Here is a 26,758-nt window from a genome sequence, read left to right as displayed (position 1 = left end):
GCCTAGGGCCTATTTCTTCCTAGTACCTTGTCACTTTTGTATGTGACTTAGGCTAAATAAACTCATTAACGCAGCTAAAGCGAACTACACACAGCAGACGTTCACCTAAGTAGTTTAGTCTAAGATAAGGCGGACACTCGACTTATCCCTATGAGCATACGCTCTTGTATGTGATTAGGGTCAGTAACTAAGTGCCAAACTACACATCTGCAAGTGTAGGAGCGCTAGCAAGGCAGTGAGTTTATTTATGCCAAGGAGCATACGTATTTTGTATGTGACTTAGGCTAAATAAACTCATTAACGCAGCTAAAGCGAACTACACGCAGCAGACGTTCACCTAAGTAGTTTAGTCTAAGATAAGGCGGACACTCGACTTATCCCTATGAGCATACGTATTTGTATGTGATTAGGGTCAGTCGAGTGGACAACGCAGTATTAGATTAAAATACGACGGTGATTACATTTGCTCCATGACTTCGATGCCTAAAAGATCTAGGCCCGTTTTCAGCGTATCCGCTACCAAATTACACAGCACTAAACGGCTATCGCGTACACTTGGCTCTACGCCTTCTTTAAGTACTGGGCAAGCTTCGTAGAAGGTCATGTATAGGCTGGCAAGCTCGTATAGGTAACTACATAATACGTGCGGTGTTGCCTCACTGATCATTTGATCAAGTACTTCTTCTAATTGCAGTAGTTTAAGTGCAAGGGTTTTTTCTTGCGGTTCAACAATAGCGACATCTGCGTTTAAGCTTGCTGCGTCTTCGCCTGATTTACGGAAAATACTGCGTATACGAGTATAAGCATATTGTAAGTAAGGTGCTGTTGCCCCTTCAAAGCTAAGCATACTGTCCCAGTTGAAAATGTAATCACTGGTTCGGTGCTTAGAAAGGTCTGCATATTTAACTGCGCCAATACCTACTTTACGGGCAATTTCACTGCGCTCTTCATCAGTTAAGTCAGACTCACGTTCAGCAAGCTTAGCAGCAGCTCGAGTGATTGACTCTTCAAGTAAATCAGCAAGTTTTACCGTGCCACCTGTACGCGTTTTAAATGGTTTGCCGTCTTCACCCATCATGGTGCCAAATGGGCAAAATTCGTAGCTAGTTTCATCGCGTAGTAAACCGGCTTTACGTGCAGTAAGCTCTACTTGATTGAAGTGTAGGCTTTGACGCGCATCAACAAAAATTAAAATGCGGGCTGCGCCTAACTTGTTTGAACGGTAATCACAGGCGGCTAAATCGGTGGTTGCGTATAAGAAACCGCCACCTGATTTTTGCACGATAAACACTGATGGCTCACCATCTTTATTTGCCAGCTCATCTAAAAATACCACCTGTGCGCCTTGTGACTCAACAGCAATATTCTTATCTTGTAATAACTTAATGATATTGTTCAGTTCACTGTTATAAGCACTTTCAGCCATGATGTCGTCTGGTGTAAGCGTTACATTTAAGCGTTTGTATACTTCTTCAGAATGCTTTACCGAGGTTGCGATAAACAACTTCCATAGTTTTTCACAATGCGCGTCGCCACCTTGTAGTTTTACTACGTAATCACGCGCTTTATCTGCAAAACCGTCTTCATCATCAAAACGCTTTTTAGCGTCGCGGTAGAAGGTTTCTAGATCAGCAAGTGCCACAGAATCTAAATCAACACCTTGGCTGATTTGATCTTCCAGATGCGCAATCAGCATACCAAATTGCGTGCCCCAATCGCCCATATGGTTTTGACGAATAACTGTGTCGCCACGAAACTCCAGTGCGCGTACTACTGCATCGCCAATGATCGTTGAACGTAAATGCCCAACGTGCATTTCTTTAGCAAGATTAGGTGATGAGTAATCAACCACTACTTTTTGCGGTTGTGCATGCTCAGCAACAGCCAGCTTTGCATCTTGGTTTGCCGCTTTTAAGCTTTGCGCTAAAAACTCAGGTTTTAGGTGAATATTGATAAAACCAGGGCCGGCAATTTCTGTTTTATCTGCGATATCACTTACATCTAAGTGATCAATAATTTGTTGTGCAAGCTCTCGCGGGTTGCTTTTCATTTTTTTAGCAGCGCCCATTGCACCATTAATTTGGTAGTCACCAAATTGTGGGCGGGTACTCTGTGTTACCGCAGGGTTAGTATCTGCTGGTAAGCCAGCGCCAGTCATGGCTGCGATGGCTCTTTCAATTAGTAGGGTACGAATATTCATGTAATTTATTACCTTTACCAGCCCGCGTTAGCGGGCTTTAAATTAAAATTTGAGTCTAATTTTCACGCGTGTGGTTAAATGTCACTTCTGGATAGCGCTCAATTGATAAGTTAAGATTTACACGACTCGGCGCGATGTAAGTTAAATTATCGCCGCCATCAAGCGCTAAGTTGCTTTCGCATTTACGTTTAAAATCTTCAAACTTTTTAACGTCAGTCGAACTTACCCAACGTGCGGTATTTACATTTACGCTTTCGTATAAAGCATCTACGTTATATTCTGCTTTCAAACGCGCTACAACCACATCAAACTGCAATATACCAACCGCGCCTACAATTAAGTCGTTATTAATAAGCGGTCTAAATACTTGTACTGCACCTTCTTCAGATAGCTGCACCAAGCCTTTTAATAATTGCTTTTGTTTAAGTGGATCACGCAGACGAATGCGGCGGAATAATTCCGGCGCAAAGTTTGGAATACCAGTAAATTTAAGCTTTTCACCTTGTGTGAAGGTATCACCTATCTGGATCGTACCGTGGTTATGTAAACCAATAATATCACCTGCAAAAGCATCACCTGCACGCTCACGATCACCCGCCATAAAGGTTACCGCATCAGAAATACTGACTTGTTTACCTATACGCACATGGTTCATTTTCATGCCTTGGCTGTATTTACCCGACACAATACGCATAAACGCAATACGGTCACGGTGCTTAGGGTCCATATTCGCTTGAATTTTAAATACGAAACCAGTGAAGTTCTCTTCTGTTGCAACAACAGTACGGTCTTCTGTTTCACGCGGTAATGGCGTTGGTGCCCACTCAGTTAGGCCATCAAGCACATGATCAACACCAAAGTTACCAAGCGCAGTACCAAAGTACACTGGTGATAACTCACCCGCTAAAAATAGCTCTAAATCAAATTCGTGCGATGCACCAATAACAAGTTCTAACTCTTCACGCAGTTGCCCAGCAAGCTCATCGCCAATCGCTGCATCAAGCTCAGGATTATCAAGCCCTTTAATGCTGCGTACTTCTTGAATAGTATGACCTTGGCCGGTTTTGTATAACAAGGTCTCGCCGCGGTGAATATGATAAACACCTTTAAACTCTTTACCACAGCCAATTGGCCATGTGATCGGTGCACAAGCTATATTTAGCTCTGTTTCAACTTCGTCTAACAACTCCATCGGATCACGAATATCGCGGTCACATTTATTCATAAATGTGACAATTGGCGTGGTACGTAGGCGCGTTACTTCCATTAATTTACGAGTACGATCTTCAACACCTTTAGCCGCATCGATCACCATCAAACATGAATCGACCGCAGTTAAGGTACGATAAGTATCTTCAGAGAAATCTTCATGTCCTGGGGTATCAAGTAGGTTTACTAGCGCTTTATTATATGGGAATTGCATAACAGAGGTCGTGACCGAGATACCACGCTCTTTTTCCATTTCCATCCAGTCAGACTTGGCATGTTGATTAGAGCCACGGCCTTTAACGGTACCCGCTTTTTGAATAGCTTGTCCGAACAACAGTACTTTTTCGGTGATGGTAGTTTTACCAGCATCCGGATGCGAGATGATCGCGAACGTGCGTCGCGTATTGATTTCGTTTAATAAATTAGACATGTAAGCCGCTTTAAGTCATAACAAGGCGCAACCAAAAACAAACCTAAGCACAGGTCTTCGCTACGCACTGTAAATATAAAATAGAATTAGTCACATTATACCTTGTTTGTCTTAGCCAAAAAAGCAACGATTGCAAGTAATTAGCCGATAACTTGGTTTAAAATCAGCTCAACCCGTTTGCTGCAGCGAACGCACTAAACTTGTGTAATTTTACGCTAACGCATACTATTGATAGATTACATGGAGGATATTTTGTTTGGGTATGAGAACAAGTAAGTTAAGTATAAGATTATTATGGTATATCACGCCTTTGGTGATTTTACCGTTATTGTTTTTAGGTGGCTTTACTCTCACCAACGTTACCAGCTCCACACAAAAACAAGCCGAGCTCATTGTTAGCCGTTTTGTTGAACAGCAACAACAAAAAATGTTCAATTACATCGATTCATTTCACTCTACTACAAAGTTACTCTCGGCCTCCCCTGTACTAAGTGACTTTTTAGCAGATGACTTACGCGATAACGGCAATTACACCCGTCGCCTAGGCGCACTAATGGATGTATTTGCAAGCTATTCAGAAGCTTACCCCGATATTGTTAGCGTAAATTTAGTCTCTCCGGATGGTCAAAGCGACGCCTATTACTCCAGTAATTTAAATACCGCTCCAACCAGCTATCCATTTTTCTCACAAGTTTTACAAAGTAACTTACGCCAACAACAGTTTATGGTGCAAAAACAAGATGGCACTACCAGCTTATATTTTATTCAACGTATTTACAGTGCTGATTACTACCTTAAACGCCCGCAACAACTAGGGTTTATTGTGTTGCATGTTGAGCCATCGATTTTAAATACCAGCATTTTAGAAGCGCCCTATAACAATACCTTAAATTTATTACTGACCAGCAATGGCAAAATATTATTTAGCTCAGACTACAATAAGCGCGGTCAATATATTAGCGAATATGAGCTGCAACAAATTCACGACTTAGCCGATCTAGGTAAGCTCTCAACCATAGAGTTATCGAGTATTGATAAGGTTGAACGGATGATTTACGCCATCCAAATGAGCGGCGGTTATTATTATGTCTCTACCATTCCCAAAGCCTTGCTTTATCAATCCGGCAAAGCGATCAGTTTGATCACCGCCTTGATCGTGATTATTTCAGTGATCACCCTGCCGATGCTGATTTTTATTGTGGTACGTAATTTACTACTTAACCCAATTGAGTTACTTGGGGCAGCCAGCCATCGAGTAGGTGACGGCGATTTGTCGGTATATTTGCCTGCCCATAATAATGATGAGGTGGGGGTATTATTTAATGATTTTAATCACATGGTGAACCAAATTCGTCATTATCAAGACGAACTTGAAGAATATAAACATCACCTAGAAGATAAAGTCGAAAGCCGTACCAAGGCACTTGAAACCATGAATAGTCAACTCGAGGTAGCCATTGCCCAAGCGGAACAAGCGAACCAATTAAAAAGCCGCTTTTTAGCCAATATGAGTCATGAAATACGTACACCACTAACCGCCATCATGGGCTTTACTGAGCAGCTATTACACAGCCAAAATACAACCGGCGACGCTTGGCACCTAAATACTATATTACGTAACTCTAAACACTTACTTGAACTCATCAATAATATTTTAGACTTGTCTAAAATCGAAGCCGAAAAATTAGCAGTTGAAAAAGAACCGCTAGATATTGTGCAGTTAGTTCATGATATTGATTCGATTATTCGTCCTTTATCACAAGAGAAAAAACTTAACTGCAATATCAATTTTCACTTACCATTACCGCGTATAATTAATAGTGATAGCACTCGTTTAAAGCAAATTCTCATTAATATTGCCAGCAATGCAGTGAAGTTTACCGAGCAAGGTTTAATTGAATTAGATATTACCTATAACAGTGATTTACAACTCATAGAATTTGCCATTAAAGATAGCGGTATTGGCATGTCAGAGCGAGAAGTTGAACGGGTATTCAAACCTTTTGAACAAGCGGATACAACAACAACACGACGCTTTGGCGGCACTGGCTTAGGCTTATGTATTTCTAAAAATTTAGCACAATTGCTCGGTGGTGATGTTTATGTAACAAGCACGCCAGGCCAAGGAAGCTGTTTCTGCGTGCAAATTGCCTGTAACTTACCTGCTGATAAACAACAAACAGTGCCAATGCTGACTGAGTTAAGCCAATTAACTCCCGCTAAGGACTTACAGCTTTCATTCGCAGAAAATAGCTTTGATGCCAATATATTAGTCGCCGAGGATAACCCTGACAACCAAGTACTAATCAAGTTATTACTGCAAACATGGGGGCTTGAGCCTGATATAGCCAATAATGGTGCAGAAGCTGTTGAAATGGCGCTGGTGAATGACTATCAATTAATCATTATGGACATGCAAATGCCGGTAATGGGCGGCTTAGAAGCCACACAAATGCTCCGCCATGCAGCCTATGATGGGCCGATCATTGCACTTACCGCAAATGTAATGAAAGATGACGTAAACACCTATTTGCAAGCCGGTTGCGACGAAGCACTGGCTAAGCCTATCGATAAAGATGCCTTAGAAAGTGTGCTTGTTAGCTATTTAAATATTGAAAAAGACAGCCAGAATAAATGGGATAGCTTGCTAAACAGCGAAAAATTTCAACAGATCAACGACAACTATCGCTTGAAACTGCCAGGTTATTTAACCGACGTTACGCAGCTATACAATAATGGTGAGTGGGAACAGCTCAGAGCGCTGGCCCATAGTTTAAAAGGCAGTGCTGGTTGTTTTGGTTTTAGTAATATTCACCATGCGGCGGCCACACTTGAAGATAATTTACGTGGCCGTGATCACAACCGCCGTGATTATTTAGCACTGAGCTTAATTGAAGCGATAAAATATACCTTGCAACAAGAACAGTCATTAACCAAAAAGTAATGTCATTCCCATTAAGATAGCATCTTCATGGCCATTTTTTGATGGGTCACTACTTGGGTAGTAATTTTTACGTACCGACATTTCACTAAAGCCTGCCTGCTCATATAAGGCGATGGCACGAGTATTGGTTTCACGTACTTCTAAAAATAAGTTTTCAGCGTGATGCTTTTCGCCGTATTCAATAAACGCTGCAAGCAATTGTTTGGCAATCCCCAGCCCCTGAAAATCAGGTGCCACGCAGATATCCATTAAAGTAAAATCAGGCCCTGCTTTTTCACCGATATAAAAACCAATAATTTGCTGCTCATTAAACGCAGCTAAATTAAAGTAACGTCCAGCGAGACATGATTGCATAGTGTTTACTGTCCACGGATGAGTGTGACATGCGTTCTCAACACGCATCAACGCATCAATGGATAATTCAGTAACAGATTCAAAGGTTATCAAGGTGTGTGCTCATCAGCGCCCATAGCGCGCGTTTATTATCAGCATTAAGCTGCTGGGTTGGTAAGCTCAATTGACCATCATGCCATGCAAGCTTATCGCTTTGCACTACTTGGCTAATTTTTAATGGCGCAATAGCGCGATTTAAATCAGCCAATAGCGTTGTACTTAGCTCTATATTTACCTGCGGCGCTGCACTTGGTGCATCAGAACGTTGTTCAGCGACAGACTGTAATCGGAAATGCTGATTTAGTTCGAGGTTTTCTATACCAAAAATAGCTGCGTATCGTGGATGCATATAAACTCAGTAGATTTAAAAACTGGAACAATATAAGAAGTAATCAAGGCTATGTAAAGAAGAAGTGGCAGGGGCGGAGAGACTCGAACTCCCAACCATCGGTTTTGGAGACCGCTGTTCTACCAATTGGAACTACGCCCCTGCAATGACGACGAATTATAGAGAAGTTTCGCTAAAGGTAAAGAAAAAAATCACTCTTTTAGTTTAACTGCTTTTTAAATAAACAAAACGGCGAATTAGCCAACTAATTCGCCGTTTTTATAATTACTTACCTAAACTAGGATAAGCCTTCATATATATCCATGCTCAGCATTTTTTACTTTTTGCTACTCGCAGACGTTTTAGTTCAGCTTTGGCCCAGACTGATGATTCGGCCATATCACAACGAAGCCCATGCTTCTTTTCAGTAGTAAGCGCGGTTAGATTCAATTCTATTCACTTTTTATACTCAACTTGTTGTCCACTTTTAAAGCGTATCAAAACATGAGCAACCAGCTACATATCAAGTCATACTAAGTGATGCAGACTCTTGTTGTTAAAATTCATAACTCGCTTTTGCCCCAAAGTTATTTAACGCTCGTCGATATAAAAATATCCTTACTATTCTTTTCTTATTGTTTTTTAAACGAAACTTTGTTGTTTATGCATGTACATAAAACCTTTCAGGTTGCTTAATAGCATCGGCAGTACGATCAATGCGAAGGCAATGTTAGATAAAGGGACGGCTAACCAAACACCATCGATACCTAGGTATTTCGGCAAGATGAATAGGAAAGGAAACTGTATCAACATATTGCCGACGGAAACAAACAGGGCTTGTCCGCTTTTACCAACGGCGACGAAGTAGATGGACGCCAAGAATAAGAAGCCATCTAAAAACAATGCCATTAAGTGTAAACGAATACCGTTTTTGCTTGCTTCAAGTAATGCATCATTGCCTGTGGTAAAAATGCTGATAAAGATTTCTGGAAAAATATTAAACAATATTACTAAAGCAATACCGGACCCAACGGTAACAGAAAAAGCCAGTTTTACGGTTTCGCTAATGCGTTTGTATTGCTTGGCGCCTAAGTAGTAACTCACTGGTGGCTGCAATCCGCTGACTAAGCCTTCAGCGAAGAAGTAGTAACAGCTCGCTAAGTAGCCAACAATCGCAAATGCGGCTAACTGCGTGGTGTCTCCGTAGGCCATAAATTGCATGTTATGGAACGCCATGACGAAGCTGAAATAGATAAACATCACTAAGCTTGACGCTCCTAATTGCACGATATGAATGGCGATGGTCTTATCAAGTTGTTTAACCGATAGCTTGGTTTTAGCTTTTGACGACATAAAGTAACGTAAACATAATATACACGTGGCTAATTGAGCAATTAAGGTAGCAATGGCTGCACCTTTTAACCCCATATCAAGATAGCCTAATAAAGCATAGTCCAAGACAATGTTGGTCAAAGCACCAACAATGATGAAGATCGTCGCAAGGTTTGGACTATCGTCATTTCGAACTAACATCGGCATGGCACTGGCACCAACCGAAATAAGCGCCCCAAACGACATGATCTGCACATAACCCCAACTCATCTCTAAGGTGACGCCGGTCGCGCCTTGAATATTGAGCAGGTTCTGACCAAAAACGATAAACACAACTGTGGCCAATAAGCCGATCAAAATAATCAAGAAAAGCGCTGTGATGAGTGTTGCTTGAGTGGCTACGAGGTTATTCTCGCCACGATATTTAGACAACACGCTGCCGCCTCCCATACCAACAAGCAAACCAAAGCCCATGATTAAACCAAGCAATGGAATTGCCATGTTGATACCTGCAAGTCCGTTTGCCCCAACATAGTGACCAACGAAGAAACCATCAATGATCTGATATAGACCACTGACTAACATAGCGACGATGGAAGGAATGGCAAAACGCCAAAACGTGCCTGCGACGGATTGTGACGGTTGAACTTGTGGGGCAGCTTGCATCTTAAATATCCAGAAGGTAATAATGCGGGCATAATATATTTAATTGAGATATAAGAAAGTCAGTTACCATCCGCTTAAAGGATGGATTAAAAAGCTTAACTAGCCGCTAAATGGCCGTTTAGGAGATAGGAATGAATTGGACATTGGATCAATTACTGGCTTTTGTTACCGCCGCTGAGCAGGGTTCTTTTTCTGCAGCAGCAAGGCAATTACAAAAGGCACAATCACGAATTAGTAGCGCCATAGCCAATTTAGAATTGGATTTAGGGTTTGAGTTATTTGATCGCAGCTCTAAATACCCCGTATTAACGCCTCTGGGGAAAGAGATGCTTCCCGAAGCGCGAGCCGTGCTTAACCAATGCCTTCGATTAGATTCAAGAGCACTTACAGCTGCGAACAAAGAGCCCATTTCGTTACGAATCGCCCTGGATGAAGCCTTACCACTGGAAACCATCCATTCTATTTTTTCTCAAGTAGGCGATTTGTTTCCTAACACTCATTTGGTTATTACCAATGGCTCACAAGACGACATTGCCAATGCCATTGCTAATCAAAAGGCCGACATTGGTTTTATGATTAGCAACAGTGCTTTGCCACCCAAGTTAACCTTACAGTCTCTGGGGTATTTTAGAAAAATCCTGATTGTCGGTAACAAGCACGTTCTCGCTAAAGAAGATGTATTGACCCTTGCGCAACTTCAACAATATCGTCAGTTCGTACTCTGCAACCGCTCAGGAGAAAACCGCGAAAATGCCCTAAGCCCAGATCATTGGGATTTAGACAGTTATTATTTGATTTGTGAATTGGTAACGCAGAATCAAGGCTGGGCCATCGTGCCTGAGCATATCGCCAAGGCGCATTGGTTTTTTGAACAAATAAAAATAGCTCAAGCCGACTTCTTAACGGATCAATTAATTGAAATAGGCATAGTAAAACGACTCGATAGCCCAAGCAATAAATTAACAGATTGGATTACTGAGCAAATGCGCCACTTAATGAACAATCACGCTATATAAAATCTTCCTGCGCAATCGAAAGGCTCTGATCTTATATTTTGACTTATAGAACAAAGTGTCACAGCATTTTTTCAGTGATGTTCCGAATAAAAAAAGTCCGCAATTACGCGGACTTAATTAAGATTTAATGCCTGTTAGTGCCAGACGTTTCAGGCCTAAAAATTATTCCCACTCGATTGTCGCAGGTGGTTTTCCTGAAATATCGTAAACAACGCGTGAGATACCGTCGATTTCATTAATGATGCGGTTTGAAACCAGACCTAAGAACTCATACGGTAAATGTGACCAACGTGCAGTCATAAAGTCGATAGTTTCTACACAACGAAGACTTACAACCCAATCATACTTACGTGCATCACCCATAACGCCTACAGACTTCACAGGTAAGAATACCGTGAATGCTTGGCTTACTTTATGGTAAAGCTCGGCTTTGTGTAGTTCTTCGATGAAGATAGCGTCAGCACGGCGTAATAAGTCACAGTACTCTTTTTTGATTTCGCCAAGTACACGCACACCTAGACCAGGCCCAGGGAACGGGTGACGATAAAGCATGTCGTACGGTAAACCGAGCTCTAAACCAATTTTACGTACTTCATCTTTAAATAATTCACGCAGTGGCTCAACTAAGCCCATTTCCATGTCATCTGGTAAGCCGCCCACATTATGGTGAGACTTGATCACATGCGCTTTACCAGTTGCAGACGCTGCTGACTCGATAACATCTGGATAGATAGTACCTTGACCTAACCATTTTGCATTTTTAAGCTTTTTAGATTCGCTATCAAATACCTTAATAAATGTATGGCCAATCGCTTTACGCTTGTCTTCTGGGTCTGATTTACCAGCAAGATCCGCTAAGAATAATTCTTCGGCATCCACTTTGATAATGTTTAGGCCAAACTTATTGCCAAACATATCCATTACTTGCTGACCTTCGTTTAAACGCAGTAAACCGTTATCAACAAATACACAGGTTAAACGGTCGCCAATCGCGCGGTGAATAAGCATAGCCACCACTGATGAATCAACACCACCAGATAAACCTAAGATTACTTCGTCATCACCCACAGTATCTTTAATGCGCTCTATGGCGTCATCAATGATTTTTGCAGCAGTCCACAGTTTTTCACAACCACAAATATCAATCGCAAAGCGTTCTAGCAAACGTTGGCCTTGATGAGTGTGGGTTACTTCTGGGTGGAATTGTACGCCGTAAAAACGTTTTTCTTCGTTAGACATTGCCGCATGTGGGCAAGTAGATGTTTTAGCTGTGGTTTTGAAAGTATCTGGAATTTCCATTACTTTATCACCATGGCTCATCCACACGTCTAAAATGCCATTGCCACCATCAGTAATATGATCTTCAATAGCGTCAAATAATGCACAGTTACCGACTTTTTCAACTTGCGCGTAACCAAACTCTTTCTTATCAGAGCTATGAACGCTACCGCCAAGCTGAGTAGCCATTGTTTGCATGCCGTAACAAATACCAAGTACAGGTACGCCTGCATTGAATACATACTCAGGGGCACGCGGGCTGTTTTCTAAGGTTGTTGACTCAGGGCCACCAGATAGAATGATACCTTGTGGATTGAACTCACGGATCTGCTCTTCCGTTACGTCCCATGCCCACAGTTCACAGTAAACACCAATTTCTCGCACACGGCGGGCGATCAATTGCGTGTATTGCGAACCAAAGTCTAAAATAAGAATTCGTGAATCGTGAATGTCTTTGCTCATTGAGGGTCTCGTTAGTCAAGAACTAGCACTCAGGTTACCTGAATGACTATAATAAATAAGGGCTAGCGAAGCTAGCCCAGTAATTTTAATAGATTTGAAGCTATTAACCTAAGCGGTAGTTAGGTGCTTCTTTGGTGATTTGCACATCATGAACATGTGACTCACCCATACCTGCTGAAGTAACACGTACAAACTGAGGTTTAGTGTTTAATTCTTCAATCGTTGCACAACCGGTTAAACCCATTGCGCTGCGCAGGCCGCCAACTTGTTGGTGAATGATTGTCGCGATTGGACCTTTATAAGCCACACGACCTTCAATACCTTCTGGCACAAGCTTGTCTGCTTGATTTGATTTTTGGAAATAGCGATCTGATGAACCTTCTTTTTGGTTCATCGCACCAAGCGAGCCCATACCACGGTATGACTTGTAGTAACGGCCTTGGTAAAGCTCGACTTCACCAGGCGCTTCTTCAGTACCCGCTAGCATTGAGCCAACCATCACACATGATGCACCAGCAACAAGTGCTTTTACAATATCACCTGAGAAACGAATACCACCATCAGCAATCACTGGAATGTCACGACCTTTTAGGCCATCAACAGCATCAGAGATAGCTGTGATTTGTGGTACACCACAACCGGTAACAATACGCGTAGTACAGATTGAACCTGGGCCAATTCCTACTTTAACTGCATCAACACCGGCGTCGGCAAGCGCAATCGCACCTTCAGCTGTTGCCACATTGCCTGCTACAATTTGTAGTTCAGGGTAAGTTTGACGAGTTTGTGCAACACGGTCGATAACACCTTGAGAATGACCATGTGAGGTATCAATTAGTAATACATCAACGCCCGCTTCGACTAATGCAGCAATACGCTCATCAGTACCTGGGCCTACACCAACAGCAGCACCTACACGTAAACGACCTTGTTCATCTTTACATGCATGTGGTTTGTCTTGTGCTTTTTGATAATCTTTTACTGTGATCATGCCTTTTAATTTAAACGCATCATCAACAACAAGGATTTTTTCGATACGGTGTTCGTGCATTAATCCTAAGATTTCATCACGCGCAGCACCTTCTTTTACAGTGACTAACTTTTCTTTTTTAGTCATCACTGTTGAAACCGGTTGCTCAAGCTTGGTTTCGAAACGCATATCGCGGCTGGTAACAATACCAACAAGGCCGTTTTCAGCGTCCGTTACCGGAAAACCTGAAAAGCCTTTTTCTTCAGCAAGTACAATTGCATCTGCAATGGTTAAATCCGCTGTCACAGTAACAGGGAAAGAAACAATACCCGCTTCATACGTTTTAACTTTACGTACGTTTTTGGCTTGTTCTTCAATTGTCATGTTTTTGTGGATAAAACCTAAACCGCCCTCTTGCGCTAGCGCAATCGCTAAGCGTGCTTCGGTAACAGTATCCATAGATGCTGAAACTAGCGGCAAGTTAAGTTTGATACCACGCGTTAAGCGAGTTGAAATGTTTGCCGTGTGTGGCAAAACAGTAGAATGACCGGGTACTAAAAGTACGTCATCAAAGGTAAGAGCTTCTTTAGCAATTCTAAGCATTTTGGCAACTTCTCACATGTGGATCTTGTTTAAGGAATTGCGGCCAAATTTTATCAGCGTTGTGGGCACGAGTAAATAAGATTTCACAATTATTTATGATAAAATACCCCCATCATCGCTTTTTAGAGTCGCTTTATGGCCGTAACATCCCAGCAGCAAACGATTTATACCGTTTCTAGGTTAAATAGAGAAATAAGAACCGTACTCGAACAAGGATTCGCATCGTTAAATTTAACCGGCGAAATATCAAATTTCATTACACCAGCCTCTGGTCATTGGTATTTCACGCTCAAAGATGATCGCGCTCAAGTAAAAGCGGCGATGTGGCGAGGCAACAATCGAGGCCAACGCTATCGCCCTGAAAATGGCGCACAAGTGACAGTTCGAGCCCGAGTATCGCTGTATGAACCGCGTGGTGACTATCAGCTGATTGTTGAACACATGGAAGCTGCTGGCGAAGGGCAACTAAAGCAACAGTTTGATGAATTAAAAATGCGCTTAGCCGCCGAAGGTTTATTTAGCTCCGCCCATAAACAACCATTGCCTGGGGTTGTGCATCGTGTTGGTGTTATTACATCAGCCACAGGGGCGGCTATCAAAGATATTTTAACGGTACTTAAGCGTCGAGCGCCACAACTTGAAGTCGTGATCTACCCTGCTATGGTGCAAGGTAAAGACGCGCACCTACAATTAATTGATAAAATCAATATTGCTAATGCCCGCAATGAAGTTGATGTAATTATTTTAGGCCGCGGTGGTGGATCACTAGAAGATTTATGGTGCTTTAACCATGAGCTACTGGCACGCGCTATTTTTGCCAGTAACCTACCAATTATCAGTGCTGTCGGTCATGAAATTGATACCACCATTAGCGATTATGTTGCCGATGTGCGCGCCGCAACGCCAAGCGCGGCTGCAGAGCTTGTTAGCCCCAATAGCAGCGAACTTTATAATCAAATCCAACAACAATTAAATCGCTTAGCCAATGCGTTTAAACATCAGTTATCTGCAAAGCAAAGCGTTGCAACAGCACTTGAGCACCGTTTAACATTATGTCACCCGCGTAATCAGTTAAATCAACAAGCGCAACGTTTAGATGAATTGACAGTAGCATTACAGCAGGCGATACAACATCGGCTCTATCAATATGAGCGCCGCTTAAATAATCTAACGCCGCGACTAATGCAGCGCTCACCAGATCGCAAAATTACTCAGGCAAGTCATCAATTACAGCAACTGCAAGGGCGTTTAACACAAACCATGCAGCAACAATTACACAGTGCCCAAAATACCCTCGCAATGCAGGCTAGCCGATTAGAATCTGTAAGTCCGCTCAATGTACTCGCTCGTGGTTATAGCATCACTAAAAATGAGCAAGGGCAAGTGATTAAGTCTATTAAGCAAGTAACTCAAGGTGATTTAATTGTAACCGAGCTTGCTGATGGCGTAATTCAAGCTCGTGTCAGCTGAGGCTCGTTATTCTGACTCAGTACTTAATAATAATGAAAAATCGCGATCGCTTGATTTTGAAGTACTGACTTTAAATTGCTGCCAAAAGTCTTGTTGTACCAACTTATCGTTGAGTTCGCGCCATTGGGTATGATCAAAATCATCTACATCCTTTGGCGCTGCAAGTTCAAATTTACATACCGAACTTTTACACTGCGCACTAACCAATTCAGGGGTGATGCCAAGATCAGCAATCTGTAAAAAGTCTTTCATGGCAGTCTCGGTACGATAAGCCCACTCTTCATTGCGACTTTGCTCAGTAAACTTGTCTAGCAAAGCTTGTTCAAAATCGGACGGTGCTTGCAATTGTTGTTCGTAAGCTTTTACTAATTTTTGCTGTTGCAGTAACTCACGCTTGAGCTGTTGCACTTGTTGCTCAAGCGGTTGCTCTTCTGCCATTTGCTGTTGTGGTGCAATGGCCATTTTTTTGCTATCAATCGCTTGTGCAAAATTTGCAGCTTGATTAGCAACAGCTGTTTCGTCCGTCGCCATTATATTGCGTTGCTGCTCAACCTCGTGTGTTAGCAGTGTATGAACAGGTGTTGTCTTGCTTGAGGTCAACTGAAAGTAACCCCAAGTTAAAACCACGCCAGCAGCAAACGCCAGCACACGAGAAAACAAACCATTATTACTCATTTATAATTCCATTTATGGTTAATTTTGATTTATAGCATTGCGCTGGTGTGCGATTCGTTTTCAGCTTCAACTTCTAAAAAGTTTTGATTCATGCTTTGCGCTGGACAGGGACAATTTGGTTTACCAACAATTTTAGCTGGCACGCCAACTACCGTGGTGTGAGGTGGTACGGCGCTCAATACCACTGAGCCTGCGCCAATTCGGGCGCCCTCGCCGACCTCAATATTGCCGAGCACTTTAGCCCCAGCACCAATTAAAACACCGGCGCGAATTTTCGGATGACGATCGCCTTTTTCATTACCAGTACCACCTAGAGTAACTGATTGTAAAATAGAGACGTTATCTTCAATAACAGCTGTTTCACCAATCACTATACCAGTTGCATGGTCAAACATAATACCATGGCCGACTTTACAAGCAGGATGGATATCAACGCCAAATACTTCTGAGGTACGGCTTTGAATAAAGCGAGCGAGCTCTTTACGGTTTTGTAACCATAAGCAATGGGCGAGTCGATGTGCTTGAATTGCATGGAAACCTTTTAAATTTAATATCACAGTTAAATATGTATCGGCAGCGGGATCACGATCTTTAACGGCTTTTATATCATGGGCAACATGAGTAAGCATTCGATCACATTCAACAAAAGCCTGATCAAATAACTCCCGGATAGTAAATGCAGATACCACTGCGTCTGCCAGCTTATTAGCAACAATAAAGCTCAACGCAGACCCTAAGCACTCATGATTTAAAATGCATGAATACACATGACTTGCTAACAGAGGTTCACGGGTAACGACTTCATTTGCTTCGGTGCGGAGCTGTTGCCAAATTTCATGACGCATAGGACGGCCTTAAATTAATACGAAGATAAGCTTTTATGCAGTTTAACGGATTTCAAGTCAGATGTGTTAACGCTGCGATTATTTGTTATGGTTATTAGATATAACTAAATTTCAAAATCATTCTTTAATAATCTCATTATAGTTTTACACAATGAGTTACGACAGTAGATAAAATTAACCCGTCGCTATAAAAAATATAAATTTTAAAACTCAATAACTAAACATCAATGAAAGTTATCCTGTCATATGACAAAATAGCCTCCCTTGGCAGCTACTTCACCAGTGAAGAATAAGTCTATATAAATGATGAGTTGGTAAGTAAAAACCGTAGTAGTAAAGTACAAAGTGAGCATATATTTTAGTTTGCAGTAAATACTTACATCGTTGAATTTACAATGAGAAATATACTGAAATGTAGACTTACATGTTCGTTTTTTATTCTGTGCATTGGTTTTTGTAAAATAACTTCAACTATTAATCGACTACCAGTATGAACAAAGTAACCACTACCGATAATTAATGAACTTGGTTATCGCTAGTACAACTTTCATCTACCGCCAACATGCCATCGCGGCCAGAATATTTCACTTCATAAAGTAAGGAGTCAGCCTTTTCAATTAATTTTGTTGGGCTGCTATTAGCTGTAGGTATCAGTGTGACTAAGCCAATACTAACAGTTAAAATATTTTTCGCATTTGCGCCATTATTACTAATTTTTAAGTGGGCTAATTCACTTTTAAAACGCTTCAGCAGCACGGTGGCTTCATCGAATTTAATATTACCAAGCACCAGTGCAAACTCTTCACCACCAAAACGTGCACATAAATCGCTGGTTCTGCGTGAAAATGAGTTCAGCAACTTTGCAACTTGCTGTAAACACTCGTCCCCGACTAGATGCCCTGCGCTATCATTAAGCATTTTAAAGTGATCAAGATCTATCATTGCAAATGACAATGGCAAAGAGAGTCGCTGACATCGATTCCACTCTTCGAGTAAGAAGTCATCTAAACAACGTCTATTCGCTATTTGTGTTAAACCATCAATACGAGCTAACTTATGTACTTGCTGCTCAGCCAATATGCGTTCGGTAATATTTAAATGACTGATCACAATGAAGCGTTGCTCTTTGATTTGCAATGGCACAACGCGCATCATAAACCAGCGAGGCTCAGTATCACTGTTACATGGATACTCCAAATAAAATTCATCTTGCTGTTTTACGATAACACTTTTAATCCCTTTTAGTGCGGTATATGCATATTCATCATCTTTGGCTGCAAGTTCACAAACCCGAAGATAATTTTGGCTATACCAATCTAAGTTGCATGAGCCGTTATTTTGATTTCCAAACGCTCGCCAGCTTTGATTAATGTACTGAATATCTCCGGACTCATTTATCACAACAATATGTTCTGAAACAGTGTCCAGTATCAGCTTTAGAAACTCTTTAGTTTCAAACACATTAACTCCAAGATTATATTAGCAATTACTTGCCCAGCGATAGAATGTAGCATTTCTCTCTATCCCCAGCTACTTAAACAGCTAAGTTATACTAAGCAACAATAAAGTTACTATTTACTAACAACATAAAAAAGCCCGCATATTAATAATATGCGGGCTTTGAACCTTTAGACTAATTATTTATTGAAATATTTTATCTACAGCAAGTACTTCAATATTTTTCGCTGGTATTGCCAGTTTGTAATTAGCGATTACTTTATCCTCAGCAACTAATTCAGCTGGTTTCTCTGCATTATATACCATAGGGGATGTTTGCTCTGACGCTAGGCGCTTTTGCATATCTTTTCCGTCGCCGGTGATAAACACATACTGAATATCATCCGTTTGTAAGTTCTCTTTTATGACACGATTTACATCAGCTACTGTCAGTTTTTCAAGCTTGCTCGTTACATACTTTACGAAAGTATCGGTGTTGTAAAACTCACTATCTAGCGCATACCCTAATTGACGGTTTTGGCTTGCTACCATTTGCGGCACAAAGTTAATTAAGAAGTTACGCGTTGCGTCAAAGTCTTTTTCTGTCATGCCATTTTTGATTAGCTTATCAAGTTCAAATAAAGCGGTACGCGTTGCAAAATGAGCGTCATTGTTCGAGCGCAGCGGGCGAAGCCATACTTGAAATATTTGCTCAGAGCGGCCTAAGTTTGCATCAGGCTTAGTCTGGAACATACCTCGTGGGAAATACTCAATATACGCGTAATCGCCGTAGTTCATACCGCGGGTTTGACGAATGCGCTCATAAAGATATGAGTTTGAACTGCGGTGCTCACCAAAGTATGAGCGAACTAACCACAGTGCCGTCCAGTCTTCACCGCTACGAATGGTATCAATTGGGAAGCCAAACGATACCGCAGTCGATTGCGCTGATTTTTCTACAATTGTAGCGTGATGACCTTTTAGCGCTGGTGCATCAGGAATCGATAAACGACTTTGCTGACCTTTAGGCAAAGCACTTAAATCGCTAAACATGGTTGCTTTAAGTGATTCAGGTACTGCGCCAATTAAACCGACAGTTAGTTTAGCTTGAGTAAATTCTTTCGCATAAAACGCTTTCACGTCATCAAGTGTTAATGCTTCTAAATCAGATAGATCACCGTAGTTATAGCTCTCATATGGGTGACCTTGATACAGCTTATGATAAAGCACTTCTTTACCTAGCTCTTCGTCATTTGAGGCTTTTAGGCCAGATTTTATGCCGTCGATGAGCTCTTTCTTAAGGCGTTTAAAGTCATCTTCTCTAAAGCCAGGATTTAGTAACTGCTCACTAACCAGTGCATACCATTGTGCAGCGTTATCTTTATGGACACGCCCTTGTAGCGAAATCATTTCTTTATCTATCTGATAACCAAAGCTACCTGCCAATGGATAAAGTGCCTGTTTAATGTCGTTGTAGCTCTTCGCCTGTGAACCACCTTGAGCAAGCATGGCCGCAGTGAGTGCAGCTACGCCTTTTTGACCTTTAGGATCAGCCGCAGCACCGGTATGGAATAACCAGTTAATATCAATCAATGGCGAACTATTGGTTTTATCTAGCACTTTAAAATGACGCTGTTGCACTGTGTGCTTGCTAGCAACAAGGCTATTTAAATCCACTTCTTGCTCAAAGTCTGCCACTTTGTCAAGCGCTGACATAGTCACGGTAGTACGGCTACTATCGACAAAGTATTTATTAGCAATATCTTGAATATCTTGTGCGCTGATGCTGTCAGCCGTTGCATATAATTGATTGACGACTTCTGGGTCGCGTTCAAAATGCATATAACTGGCAAGAGTTGAACCTATAGCTTGTGAGGAGTCTAGGCCGTTAATAAAGCTGTATTTAAGATTGGATTTTAAATCAGCTAACTTTTGGCTATCAACCAACTCAGTGCGAGCTTTTGCGTAGGTGCTATTAATTGCATCACGAGCAACCGCTAAATCAGCCTCATTTTCAACTTTCACAAAAACATGTAATAAGCCGGGATCTTTGGTATCAGGGTTATAGCTAAACATTTGGCTAGCAATTTGTTTATCAACCACTAACTCTTGGTAAAGCTCTGAGTTGGTTGAAAAATAAAGCTGTGACAGTAAATCAAGCGCGGCTCTGTCTTTTTGCTTTGGCTGCCAGGCTGTGCCTTTATACGATACTAATAACCAATGCCCTGGTAAGCCTTCGTTTTGTTCATGTATATATTTCGCCGCTTGCTGTTTTGGTTCGGTTGGTATATCAGCAACGAAATTGCCTTTTTGCCATTGGCCCCAGTGTTTTTTAACCATAGCCATAGTTTCAGCTGGATCAACATCGCCTACAATCACTAATGACACATATTCAGGTTTATAAAACTTAGCAAAAAACTCTTTACCGTATGCAATTTGATCCGGCATGGCTTCAATATCTGCAAAAAAGCCCATGGTGGTATGTTTATAAGTATGTTTTTCGAATGCTTCATTACGTACTGCAGAAAGTAACTTACGAACCGGGCTGGCATTATTTTTAAGGTATTCGCCTTTAACTGTTAATGCTTCGGTACGAAATTGCTCTTCTGAATAAGTCAGGTTTTGAAAAATATCCGCTTCAATTTCAAGTACTTTATCAAGATGTTGCTTTGAAAAGTTTAAGTGATAGTTAGTGTAATCATTGGTTGTATAAGCGCGATTATCAACCCCTGAATTTTTTAGAATATCAGAATACACATCTTGCGGATATTTTTCAGAGCCTTTAAACATCATATGTTCAAAAAAGTGTGCAAAACCGGTTTTACCTGCTTCGACTTCATTACGAGAACCGACAGAGACTGGAATTTGTAGTGATACCACATCAGGGTAATCAGTTTTCACCACCATAACGCGTAAACCGTTATCAAGCTCTTCTAATAAATAATCTTGTGAGAACACCCGATCATTACTACTGGCAACCGTTGACTGCTCAATCTCAACCTCTTTGACCATGTTTGAGCCGCTGTTACTTGCACAACCGCCCAGTGCAAGCGTTACCGCAAGGCTCGTTGCTAATAATTTAAATTTCATTGCTATCCCTTGTTAGTTGAATAAATTTCTTGTTTTTAGTCATCCGATTATGCAACAAAGCAAGTCAATATAAGACCCCTGAGGCAATAAATTATGTAAACAGTTGTGTAACACAGAACTCTTCATTCAGAGCAACATGAATAAAACTCATCTTCGTTGAAAAAGTTTCACTAAAAAAATCTATCTAGACGTCTAAATGGCTGCTATATTATTTGCCATAGATACTAACTTAGCTGGAATGAGGATTATGGCTTTATCACTACAAGAGAAAATTGAAGACACCAATCAGGGTGTGTACTTAATTGGTACCACCCCACCACGTATTGGTACTGATAAAGCGCAGCTTGAAATTATCGCCCAAAAGCTCTTAGCTCGTTTGCATGAAATTGAATACGATGGCGTGATTATTTATGACATTCAAGATGAAAGTAGTCGCACTGAGATGCCTCGCCCTTTTCCGTTCAAGCAAACGGTAGATCCTCGAGAATACAGTAACTTACTACGTAATTTATCGCATCAAGAAGTGATCACTTATAAAAGTGTTGCACAGCGCGGTGTGGCCGAATTTAAACAGTGGTTAAGCGAAACTAAAAACCAGTTTAATTTAAAAAACCTAGTATTAGTCGGTAGTCCATCATCTGACGGGGATATTAAATTAAGCCTGCCTGATGCTTATAAAGTCTTAAGCGAACAGCCTCAAGACTTCTTTTTAGGAGGCGTTACCATTGCCGAGCGCCACGCAAGTAAACGTAATGAACATGAACGCTTACTTGAAAAAACCACGCAAGGCTGTAAATTTTTTATCTCACAAGCTGTGTATAACGCGCAAGCAACCGTGGATTTGATCACCAGTTATGCGCGCAGCTGTAAAGCTCAAGGTATCGAACCTAAACGTATTATTCTAACCTTTACGCCCTGTGGCAGTGAAAAAACCTTAGAGTTTATGCAATGGTTAGGAATTTCCGTACCTGATGCAACTAAATGGCGGATGCTTGATTCGCAAAACCCACTGAGTGAATCTGTACGTATTTGCCGTGAAAACTTAGATTTAATACTAAGAAGTTGCGCGCATTTAGACGTGCCACTGGGGTTAAATATTGAAAGTTTAACCAACCGTAAAGAAGAAATTGATGCATCAATTAATCTTTACCGCTTATTAAAAGCGACAATGGAATTAAATCTTGCTGAAAAACAGATTGCTTAATAGAGTTAAACTTGAGCCTGCCCATTATTTTTAAGTGAACTAGTGTTCATGATTGTTGTTTTTTTAGGTAATTTTAAGTATTCTTGTATGCTAATTAGGTAATACTATTAAAAGGAATTTTAAATGCCATTAAATCCACAGGTGAAATAAGAAGTAATTAAAAACATTATAAAATATGAGAAAAAATTAATCACTTTTATCTAGACTCTCAGGGCTATGTAACCACAGACGTAGGTCATATGATAAAAAACAAACAAGCTGCAACCCTGCTCCCAATGAATAAAGTAGTTAACAATCAACCGGGTCCTCCTGCAACTCCTCTAGAAAAGCAAAAAGAATTTGAAACAATAGCTAAACAAAAAAGAAATTATAAAGCTGAATGGTATAAGCAATTTACTACACTCATAATTAAAGATGTAGAAATTACACGCCAACTAGACAAACATATGGATTCTTTTTACAGAGAGCTTTCTACTCTATATAAAAAGTCTAATGGTTATTATGATGATTTTGATAAATTATACAAAAATATACAAGTCGCATTATTTGATATGATTTTTAACTTAGGTGCAGTAAAAATTGTCACGAAGTTTACTGAGTTTGATAAAGCAATCAAAACTGGAGATTGGATTAAAGCAGCTAAAGAAAGCTATCGTCCTCAACTCAGCGCAGAAAGAAATAACTACGTAAGAGCAAAGCTATCTGCGGCTAACAGCATAAAGGTAACGACACCGTGAAAAACTTATCATTAGTATTATCGATATTTATCTGTGTTAGCTGCTCAAAATTATCTGCTAATGAAATAAAACCTAAATTATTTACTAATTATTTTACAGGTTTAGAATCTGAAATTGTGATGGATTACCAGAGCATTAAATTAAATTATGATTTAACTTTACGTTCAGAGAAGAATGTACACTTTTCTACCTGTAAACAAGTAGAAGAAACCGCTTCTGATGATATAACAGTGAGCGAATTTCATTTGTTACAGATGTTGAAAGCGAACTGTGCCGCATTAAAACAGTACTCCCAAGCTAAAAGTTCAAACGTCAGTTATTTACAGGAAATTCTTGATAAAAAGGATATTAGCAATCTTCCTGCTACAGCTTACCCTTATGTTAATAAACATGATAAAAGCCAAAGGCGAGGTAAAACACTAAGTGAATACCATAAAAAGTTTAATACATCATTGGACATTAGTGGAGCAATAAAGGTTGAGACAGAAACAGATCAGATGTTTTACTACGTTGTTGCCACAGGCGATTTCAATGCTGATAAAGTTCAAGACGCATTAGTTCGTATTGACTGGCAGGTAATTGATGCATTTGGTAAAGGGTTTAAGCTTATTATGGTTACGAAAAAATCCGCAGATAAACCATATGAAATAACTACACTAAATTGAAGTAAGAACCTTTAGCTGCGATTTTAATTTAAAAATTTATCTTTTTAGAGGGCACTCTAGCTTAGTAAAGTTATATCGCGCTTTATTATTAATACTATTGACTACTGAATTTAGCATATAAAACAATAAAGCTACGGCGCTCGTTTTAGCGCCGTGCTAGAGCTTTACTGACAGCTGATAACTAAAAACTGAAAGCTTTTATTTACGGCGTCTACTAGGTGCTCTTTGCCCTGTAATACGTTTTTTATCTCGATCTTTTCGCGACTTATTAGAGTTTTTGCGATTATCTTTGGGCTTTTTATTTGGATCCGGTTCATAGCCCGCTAACCACTGCGGCGTTAGACGAGTATCAAGCAACACTTCAATTTCTTCAAGTAACCACTGCTCGTCAAGGCTGACTAATGACATCGCTAAGCCTTGCTCGCCAGCGCGCCCAGTGCGGCCAATACGGTGGACATAATCTTCAGCTATATAGGGTAATTCAAAATTAATCACATACTTTAACGACGCTATGTCTAGACCCCGAGCTGCAACATCGGTTGCCACGAGTACACGAGTGGTACCTTCTTTAAAATCTTGCAGTGCTCTATCACGTGCACCTTGAGATTTATCACCATGAATTGACTGTGTTTTTAAGCCATCTTTACACATTTCTTTGGCGAGTTGATCGGCCATTTGCTTTGTGCGAGTAAAGATCAGTACTTGGCGCCAGTTTTTCATGCCAATCATGTGCGAGACAAGCTCACGTTTACGGTCTTCATCAACCGCGTAAATGATTTGCTCAACTTCTACAGCCGCAGAATTACGTTTATTGACTTCAACAAGTTTTGGATCTTTTAATAACTTTTTACTGAGCTCAAATACACTATCGTCAAAGGTCGCTGAAAATAGTAAGGTCTGACGATCACTGGGAACATGGCGCAATATACGTTTAATTTCGTCAATAAAGCCCATATCAAGCATACGGTCTGCTTCATCAAACACCAGTGAATCAACACTAGATAGTTTAATGCTGCCTTTGATTATGTGATCCAGCAATCGCCCTGGCGTTGCCACTACAACTTGTGCATCTTTCATGGCTTTAATTTGCGGGCCAATACTGGCACCACCATAAGCAAGCGCGCCTTTAATATCAGTACCTTGCGCGTATTTTTCAAAGCTAGCAAAGACTTGCTGAGCAAGCTCTCGAGTTGGTGTCAAAATAAGTACTCGAGCAGTACCTGGCTCATCTTTACTTGGTGTATTAAGTAATTTATGTAACAGAGGTAATACAAAAGCAGCTGTTTTACCTGTTCCTGTTTGTGCACTCCCCATAACATCATGACCAGCTAAAATCAGCGGAATAGTTTTTAGCTGTATCGCCGTAGGGGTATGATATTGATTTTGTTCAAGTGCATTAAGCAGTACAGGATCGAGTTTTAACTCAGAGAAAGTAGTCGCAGACATAAGTTTAGCTTTGTGTAACAAATAATGGCGCTATTGTACGCCCAAAGCGAATAACAAAAAAGGCGCTTTGCAGCGCCTTTCTAAGCTTGCTAAATGTTCAAGCTGGTTTGAGGGTTTCTTTTCGTTGGTTATAGAAGGTAATTAGATCATCCACCGTATCTTGGCAATATTGTTGAATACCTGATACCAACATGTGCTTTTCACCACAGCCGACTTTTACACCATTTTCTAACAAGTTAAAGCGCAAAGTGATTTTCCCACGCTTGCCTGTATATTCAAAACTCGGCTCTGCGTATTCTAACGTCGGTGCATGGATCTCTAATGTATCGAGATTAATCAACATTGACTCATAGATAATCATAGGGCGAGCTGGGTTGATCATGACATCTTGATTGCCCATAAGTGGAATAATAACATGCGGAAAAGTTGTACCTGAAAACTCAACGTAATTTTTTATTAGACTATCGGTGAGTGTTTGGCACTGGCTAGTTATACCTTCGCGCTTAACCTTCAGCATGACTTTATCGCCACTGGTAATATCAAACTCATCTGCGCCCTCAGGGAAGTTGAGTTTGGTATTCTCATCAACCATGCCGGCAAAGGTAAATTCCATTTTTTCACTGATGCCATAACGACTTAATACCAATGAAAATAATAAATCTCCAGGCACACAAAAACGTTTTGCATCTTTATCATGAAGTGGATTGTAATCATCAGCAACGCACTTTGCGAAACGACACCCTTGTTCACGAGAAATAGAGACATAATCAGCATGTTGCTGATAAAAAGGACTTAACATAGTTGTTCACTGCTTAAACTGCTTATAACCTGCCTATTCTACCAGATAAAATTACAATAGAGGTCGAATCTGTTAAACTTTTGTTTCAGATACAAAAAAGCCGCGATATCGCGACTTTTTTAATGATTTATTATAACTTATAAACCAGCACGTTCTTTAATTGCTGGTATTAATGCAGAACCGCCATGACCATTTGCTTCGGCCCATGCTATATCTGCTCCATCTTCTAAAGAGCTTTTAGATAAGTTTTTCACAATATATTCACCGGTATCTACGGCATTACTGGCAACTGCATGACGTAGCAAGTTAAGACCATTACATTGTACTGCATCATAAATATTACGAATTTTTACACGTGAGCTTTTTAACTTATCACGTAAACGGTTTTTATCGTCCGCAGCTATGTATTCACAGATTGAAACAGCTAACTGATCATCCGCTTTTACTGGCGCGCTAAAAGCAACAGAACCAGAAATAACAGCTGCAGCAATAACGAGTGTTGATAATTTTATCATTGTAGACCCTTGTGTAATACTTTATAACTACCCTAGTTGTTTAA

Annotated in this window: 20 protein-coding genes and 1 tRNA gene; 6 read left to right on the top strand and 15 right to left on the bottom strand. The window is 40.7% G+C overall.

From position 1 onward, the window contains the following. Positions 1-457: 457 nt before the first annotated feature. Complete coding sequence (argS, locus tag H5232_RS01240; RefSeq protein ID WP_182830479.1) at positions 458-2,200, bottom strand: arginine--tRNA ligase; 1,743 nt, start codon at positions 2,198-2,200, stop codon at positions 458-460. 55 nt (positions 2,201-2,255) lie between these two features. After that, entirely contained in the window at positions 2,256-3,839 is a 1,584-nt protein-coding gene (gene prfC, locus H5232_RS01235; RefSeq protein WP_145235504.1) for a peptide chain release factor 3, read from the bottom strand. 262 nt (positions 3,840-4,101) lie between these two features. Between prfC and H5232_RS01230 the strand changes: the two genes are divergently transcribed. Continuing rightward, positions 4,102-6,783: a hybrid sensor histidine kinase/response regulator gene (locus tag H5232_RS01230; RefSeq protein ID WP_182717137.1), complete on the top strand. Its 2,682-nt coding sequence runs from the start codon at positions 4,102-4,104 to the stop codon at positions 6,781-6,783. Here H5232_RS01230 and rimI read toward each other — a convergent pair. From rimI to H5232_RS01210, 4 genes are all read right to left on the bottom strand, one after another. Beyond that, positions 6,769-7,230, bottom strand: a complete 462-nt coding sequence (gene rimI / locus H5232_RS01225) for a ribosomal protein S18-alanine N-acetyltransferase (RefSeq protein ID WP_182830478.1) — start codon at positions 7,228-7,230, stop codon at positions 6,769-6,771. The genes H5232_RS01230 and rimI overlap by 15 nt on opposite strands. Further along, complete coding sequence (locus H5232_RS01220; RefSeq protein ID WP_182739808.1) at positions 7,217-7,525, bottom strand: hypothetical protein; 309 nt, start codon at positions 7,523-7,525, stop codon at positions 7,217-7,219. Before H5232_RS01220 ends, rimI begins: the two co-directional genes overlap by 14 nt. A 65-nt stretch (positions 7,526-7,590) precedes the next feature. Next, positions 7,591-7,667 (bottom strand) — tRNA-Trp (locus tag H5232_RS01215). A 479-nt stretch (positions 7,668-8,146) separates the two neighbouring features. Next, positions 8,147-9,502 (bottom strand): MATE family efflux transporter, encoded by a 1,356-nt coding sequence (locus H5232_RS01210; RefSeq protein WP_182830477.1) that lies wholly within the window; start codon positions 9,500-9,502, stop codon positions 8,147-8,149. Positions 9,503-9,633: 131 nt separating this feature from the next. On the opposite strand from H5232_RS01210, the gene H5232_RS01205 reads away from it, so the two are divergent. Then, entirely contained in the window at positions 9,634-10,518 is an 885-nt protein-coding gene (locus H5232_RS01205; RefSeq protein ID WP_182739810.1) for a LysR family transcriptional regulator, read from the top strand. A 162-nt stretch (positions 10,519-10,680) separates the two neighbouring features. Here H5232_RS01205 and guaA read toward each other — a convergent pair whose 3' ends face one another. Together guaA and guaB are read right to left on the bottom strand one after the other, a co-directional pair. After that, positions 10,681-12,258, bottom strand: a complete 1,578-nt coding sequence (gene guaA, locus H5232_RS01200) for a glutamine-hydrolyzing GMP synthase (RefSeq protein WP_182739811.1) — start codon at positions 12,256-12,258, stop codon at positions 10,681-10,683. Positions 12,259-12,361: 103 nt separating this feature from the next. Then, positions 12,362-13,831, bottom strand: a complete 1,470-nt coding sequence (gene guaB / locus H5232_RS01195) for an IMP dehydrogenase (protein ID WP_149982073.1) — start codon at positions 13,829-13,831, stop codon at positions 12,362-12,364. A gap of 135 nt (positions 13,832-13,966) precedes the next feature. Between guaB and xseA the strand changes: the two genes are divergently transcribed. Next, positions 13,967-15,301: an exodeoxyribonuclease VII large subunit gene (gene xseA / locus H5232_RS01190; protein WP_182717141.1), complete on the top strand. Its 1,335-nt coding sequence runs from the start codon at positions 13,967-13,969 to the stop codon at positions 15,299-15,301. Between the two features lie 6 nt (positions 15,302-15,307). Here the strand turns inward: xseA and H5232_RS01185 are convergent, their stop codons facing one another. From H5232_RS01185 to H5232_RS01170, 4 genes are all read right to left on the bottom strand, one after another. Continuing rightward, positions 15,308-15,976: a hypothetical protein gene (locus H5232_RS01185; protein WP_182717142.1), complete on the bottom strand. Its 669-nt coding sequence runs from the start codon at positions 15,974-15,976 to the stop codon at positions 15,308-15,310. A gap of 29 nt (positions 15,977-16,005) precedes the next feature. Continuing rightward, the gene (cysE, locus tag H5232_RS01180) at positions 16,006-16,821 is read right to left on the bottom strand and encodes a serine O-acetyltransferase (RefSeq protein ID WP_149982076.1); all 816 of its coding nucleotides are present in this window, start codon (positions 16,819-16,821) and stop codon (positions 16,006-16,008) included. 516 nt (positions 16,822-17,337) lie between these two features. Then, positions 17,338-18,282, bottom strand: a complete 945-nt coding sequence (locus H5232_RS24595; protein ID WP_182767235.1) for a diguanylate cyclase domain-containing protein — start codon at positions 18,280-18,282, stop codon at positions 17,338-17,340. Between the two features lie 180 nt (positions 18,283-18,462). After that, on the bottom strand, positions 18,463-21,348 hold the full coding sequence (locus tag H5232_RS01170; RefSeq protein ID WP_182830476.1) for a pitrilysin family protein: 2,886 nt from the start codon (positions 21,346-21,348) through the stop codon (positions 18,463-18,465). A gap of 247 nt (positions 21,349-21,595) precedes the next feature. Between H5232_RS01170 and H5232_RS01165 the strand changes: the two genes are divergently transcribed. The 3 genes from H5232_RS01165 (at position 21,596) to H5232_RS01155 (ending at position 23,954) form a co-directional block, all read left to right on the top strand. Continuing rightward, positions 21,596-22,552 carry a methylenetetrahydrofolate reductase gene (locus H5232_RS01165; protein ID WP_145235486.1) on the top strand — a complete coding sequence of 319 codons (957 nt, stop codon included), beginning with the start codon at positions 21,596-21,598 and terminating at the stop codon, positions 22,550-22,552. Positions 22,553-22,791: 239 nt separating this feature from the next. Further along, entirely contained in the window at positions 22,792-23,289 is a 498-nt protein-coding gene (locus tag H5232_RS01160; protein ID WP_182767237.1) for a hypothetical protein, read from the top strand. Beyond that, entirely contained in the window at positions 23,286-23,954 is a 669-nt protein-coding gene (locus H5232_RS01155) for a hypothetical protein (protein ID WP_182739815.1), read from the top strand. Before H5232_RS01160 ends, H5232_RS01155 begins: the two co-directional genes overlap by 4 nt. 198 nt (positions 23,955-24,152) lie before the next feature. Here the strand turns inward: H5232_RS01155 and H5232_RS01150 are convergent, their stop codons facing one another. From H5232_RS01150 to H5232_RS01140, 3 genes are all read right to left on the bottom strand, one after another. Further along, on the bottom strand, positions 24,153-25,400 hold the full coding sequence (locus tag H5232_RS01150) for a DEAD/DEAH box helicase (RefSeq protein WP_182794147.1): 1,248 nt from the start codon (positions 25,398-25,400) through the stop codon (positions 24,153-24,155). Between the two features lie 97 nt (positions 25,401-25,497). After that, on the bottom strand, positions 25,498-26,199 hold the full coding sequence (locus H5232_RS01145) for a DUF3581 family protein (RefSeq protein ID WP_182717147.1): 702 nt from the start codon (positions 26,197-26,199) through the stop codon (positions 25,498-25,500). 137 nt (positions 26,200-26,336) lie between these two features. Further along, positions 26,337-26,714 (bottom strand): DUF3718 domain-containing protein, encoded by a 378-nt coding sequence (locus H5232_RS01140; protein ID WP_145235479.1) that lies wholly within the window; start codon positions 26,712-26,714, stop codon positions 26,337-26,339. Positions 26,715-26,758 lie beyond the last annotated feature (44 nt).

This window comes from Pseudoalteromonas sp. SG41-5 (assembly GCF_014164495.1).
In the GTDB taxonomy this organism is placed as follows: Bacteria; Pseudomonadota; Gammaproteobacteria; order Enterobacterales; family Alteromonadaceae; genus Pseudoalteromonas; species Pseudoalteromonas rhizosphaerae.
Note: the sequence above shows the minus strand (reverse complement) of the source record. Positions and strands in the feature narration are given on the sequence as shown.

What these genes read in the sequence shown, in the direction of transcription:
- argS (WP_182830479.1), bottom strand. Translation starts at nt 2,200, where the DNA reads ATGAATATTCGTACCCTACTAATTGAAAGAGCCATCGCAGCCATGACT.
- prfC (WP_145235504.1), bottom strand. Translation starts at nt 3,839, where the DNA reads ATGTCTAATTTATTAAACGAAATCAATACGCGACGCACGTTCGCGATC.
- H5232_RS01230 (WP_182717137.1), top strand. Translation starts at nt 4,102, where the DNA reads ATGAGAACAAGTAAGTTAAGTATAAGATTATTATGGTATATCACGCCT.
- H5232_RS01220 (WP_182739808.1), bottom strand. Translation starts at nt 7,525, where the DNA reads ATGCATCCACGATACGCAGCTATTTTTGGTATAGAAAACCTCGAACTA.
- H5232_RS01210 (WP_182830477.1), bottom strand. Translation starts at nt 9,502, where the DNA reads ATGCAAGCTGCCCCACAAGTTCAACCGTCACAATCCGTCGCAGGCACG.
- H5232_RS01205 (WP_182739810.1), top strand. Translation starts at nt 9,634, where the DNA reads ATGAATTGGACATTGGATCAATTACTGGCTTTTGTTACCGCCGCTGAG.
- guaA (WP_182739811.1), bottom strand. Translation starts at nt 12,258, where the DNA reads ATGAGCAAAGACATTCACGATTCACGAATTCTTATTTTAGACTTTGGT.
- guaB (WP_149982073.1), bottom strand. Translation starts at nt 13,831, where the DNA reads ATGCTTAGAATTGCTAAAGAAGCTCTTACCTTTGATGACGTACTTTTA.
- xseA (WP_182717141.1), top strand. Translation starts at nt 13,967, where the DNA reads ATGGCCGTAACATCCCAGCAGCAAACGATTTATACCGTTTCTAGGTTA.
- H5232_RS01185 (WP_182717142.1), bottom strand. Translation starts at nt 15,976, where the DNA reads ATGAGTAATAATGGTTTGTTTTCTCGTGTGCTGGCGTTTGCTGCTGGC.
- cysE (WP_149982076.1), bottom strand. Translation starts at nt 16,821, where the DNA reads ATGCGTCATGAAATTTGGCAACAGCTCCGCACCGAAGCAAATGAAGTC.
- H5232_RS01170 (WP_182830476.1), bottom strand. Translation starts at nt 21,348, where the DNA reads ATGAAATTTAAATTATTAGCAACGAGCCTTGCGGTAACGCTTGCACTG.
- H5232_RS01165 (WP_145235486.1), top strand. Translation starts at nt 21,596, where the DNA reads ATGGCTTTATCACTACAAGAGAAAATTGAAGACACCAATCAGGGTGTG.
- H5232_RS01160 (WP_182767237.1), top strand. Translation starts at nt 22,792, where the DNA reads ATGATAAAAAACAAACAAGCTGCAACCCTGCTCCCAATGAATAAAGTA.
- H5232_RS01150 (WP_182794147.1), bottom strand. Translation starts at nt 25,400, where the DNA reads ATGTCTGCGACTACTTTCTCTGAGTTAAAACTCGATCCTGTACTGCTT.
- H5232_RS01145 (WP_182717147.1), bottom strand. Translation starts at nt 26,199, where the DNA reads ATGTTAAGTCCTTTTTATCAGCAACATGCTGATTATGTCTCTATTTCT.
- H5232_RS01140 (WP_145235479.1), bottom strand. Translation starts at nt 26,714, where the DNA reads ATGATAAAATTATCAACACTCGTTATTGCTGCAGCTGTTATTTCTGGT.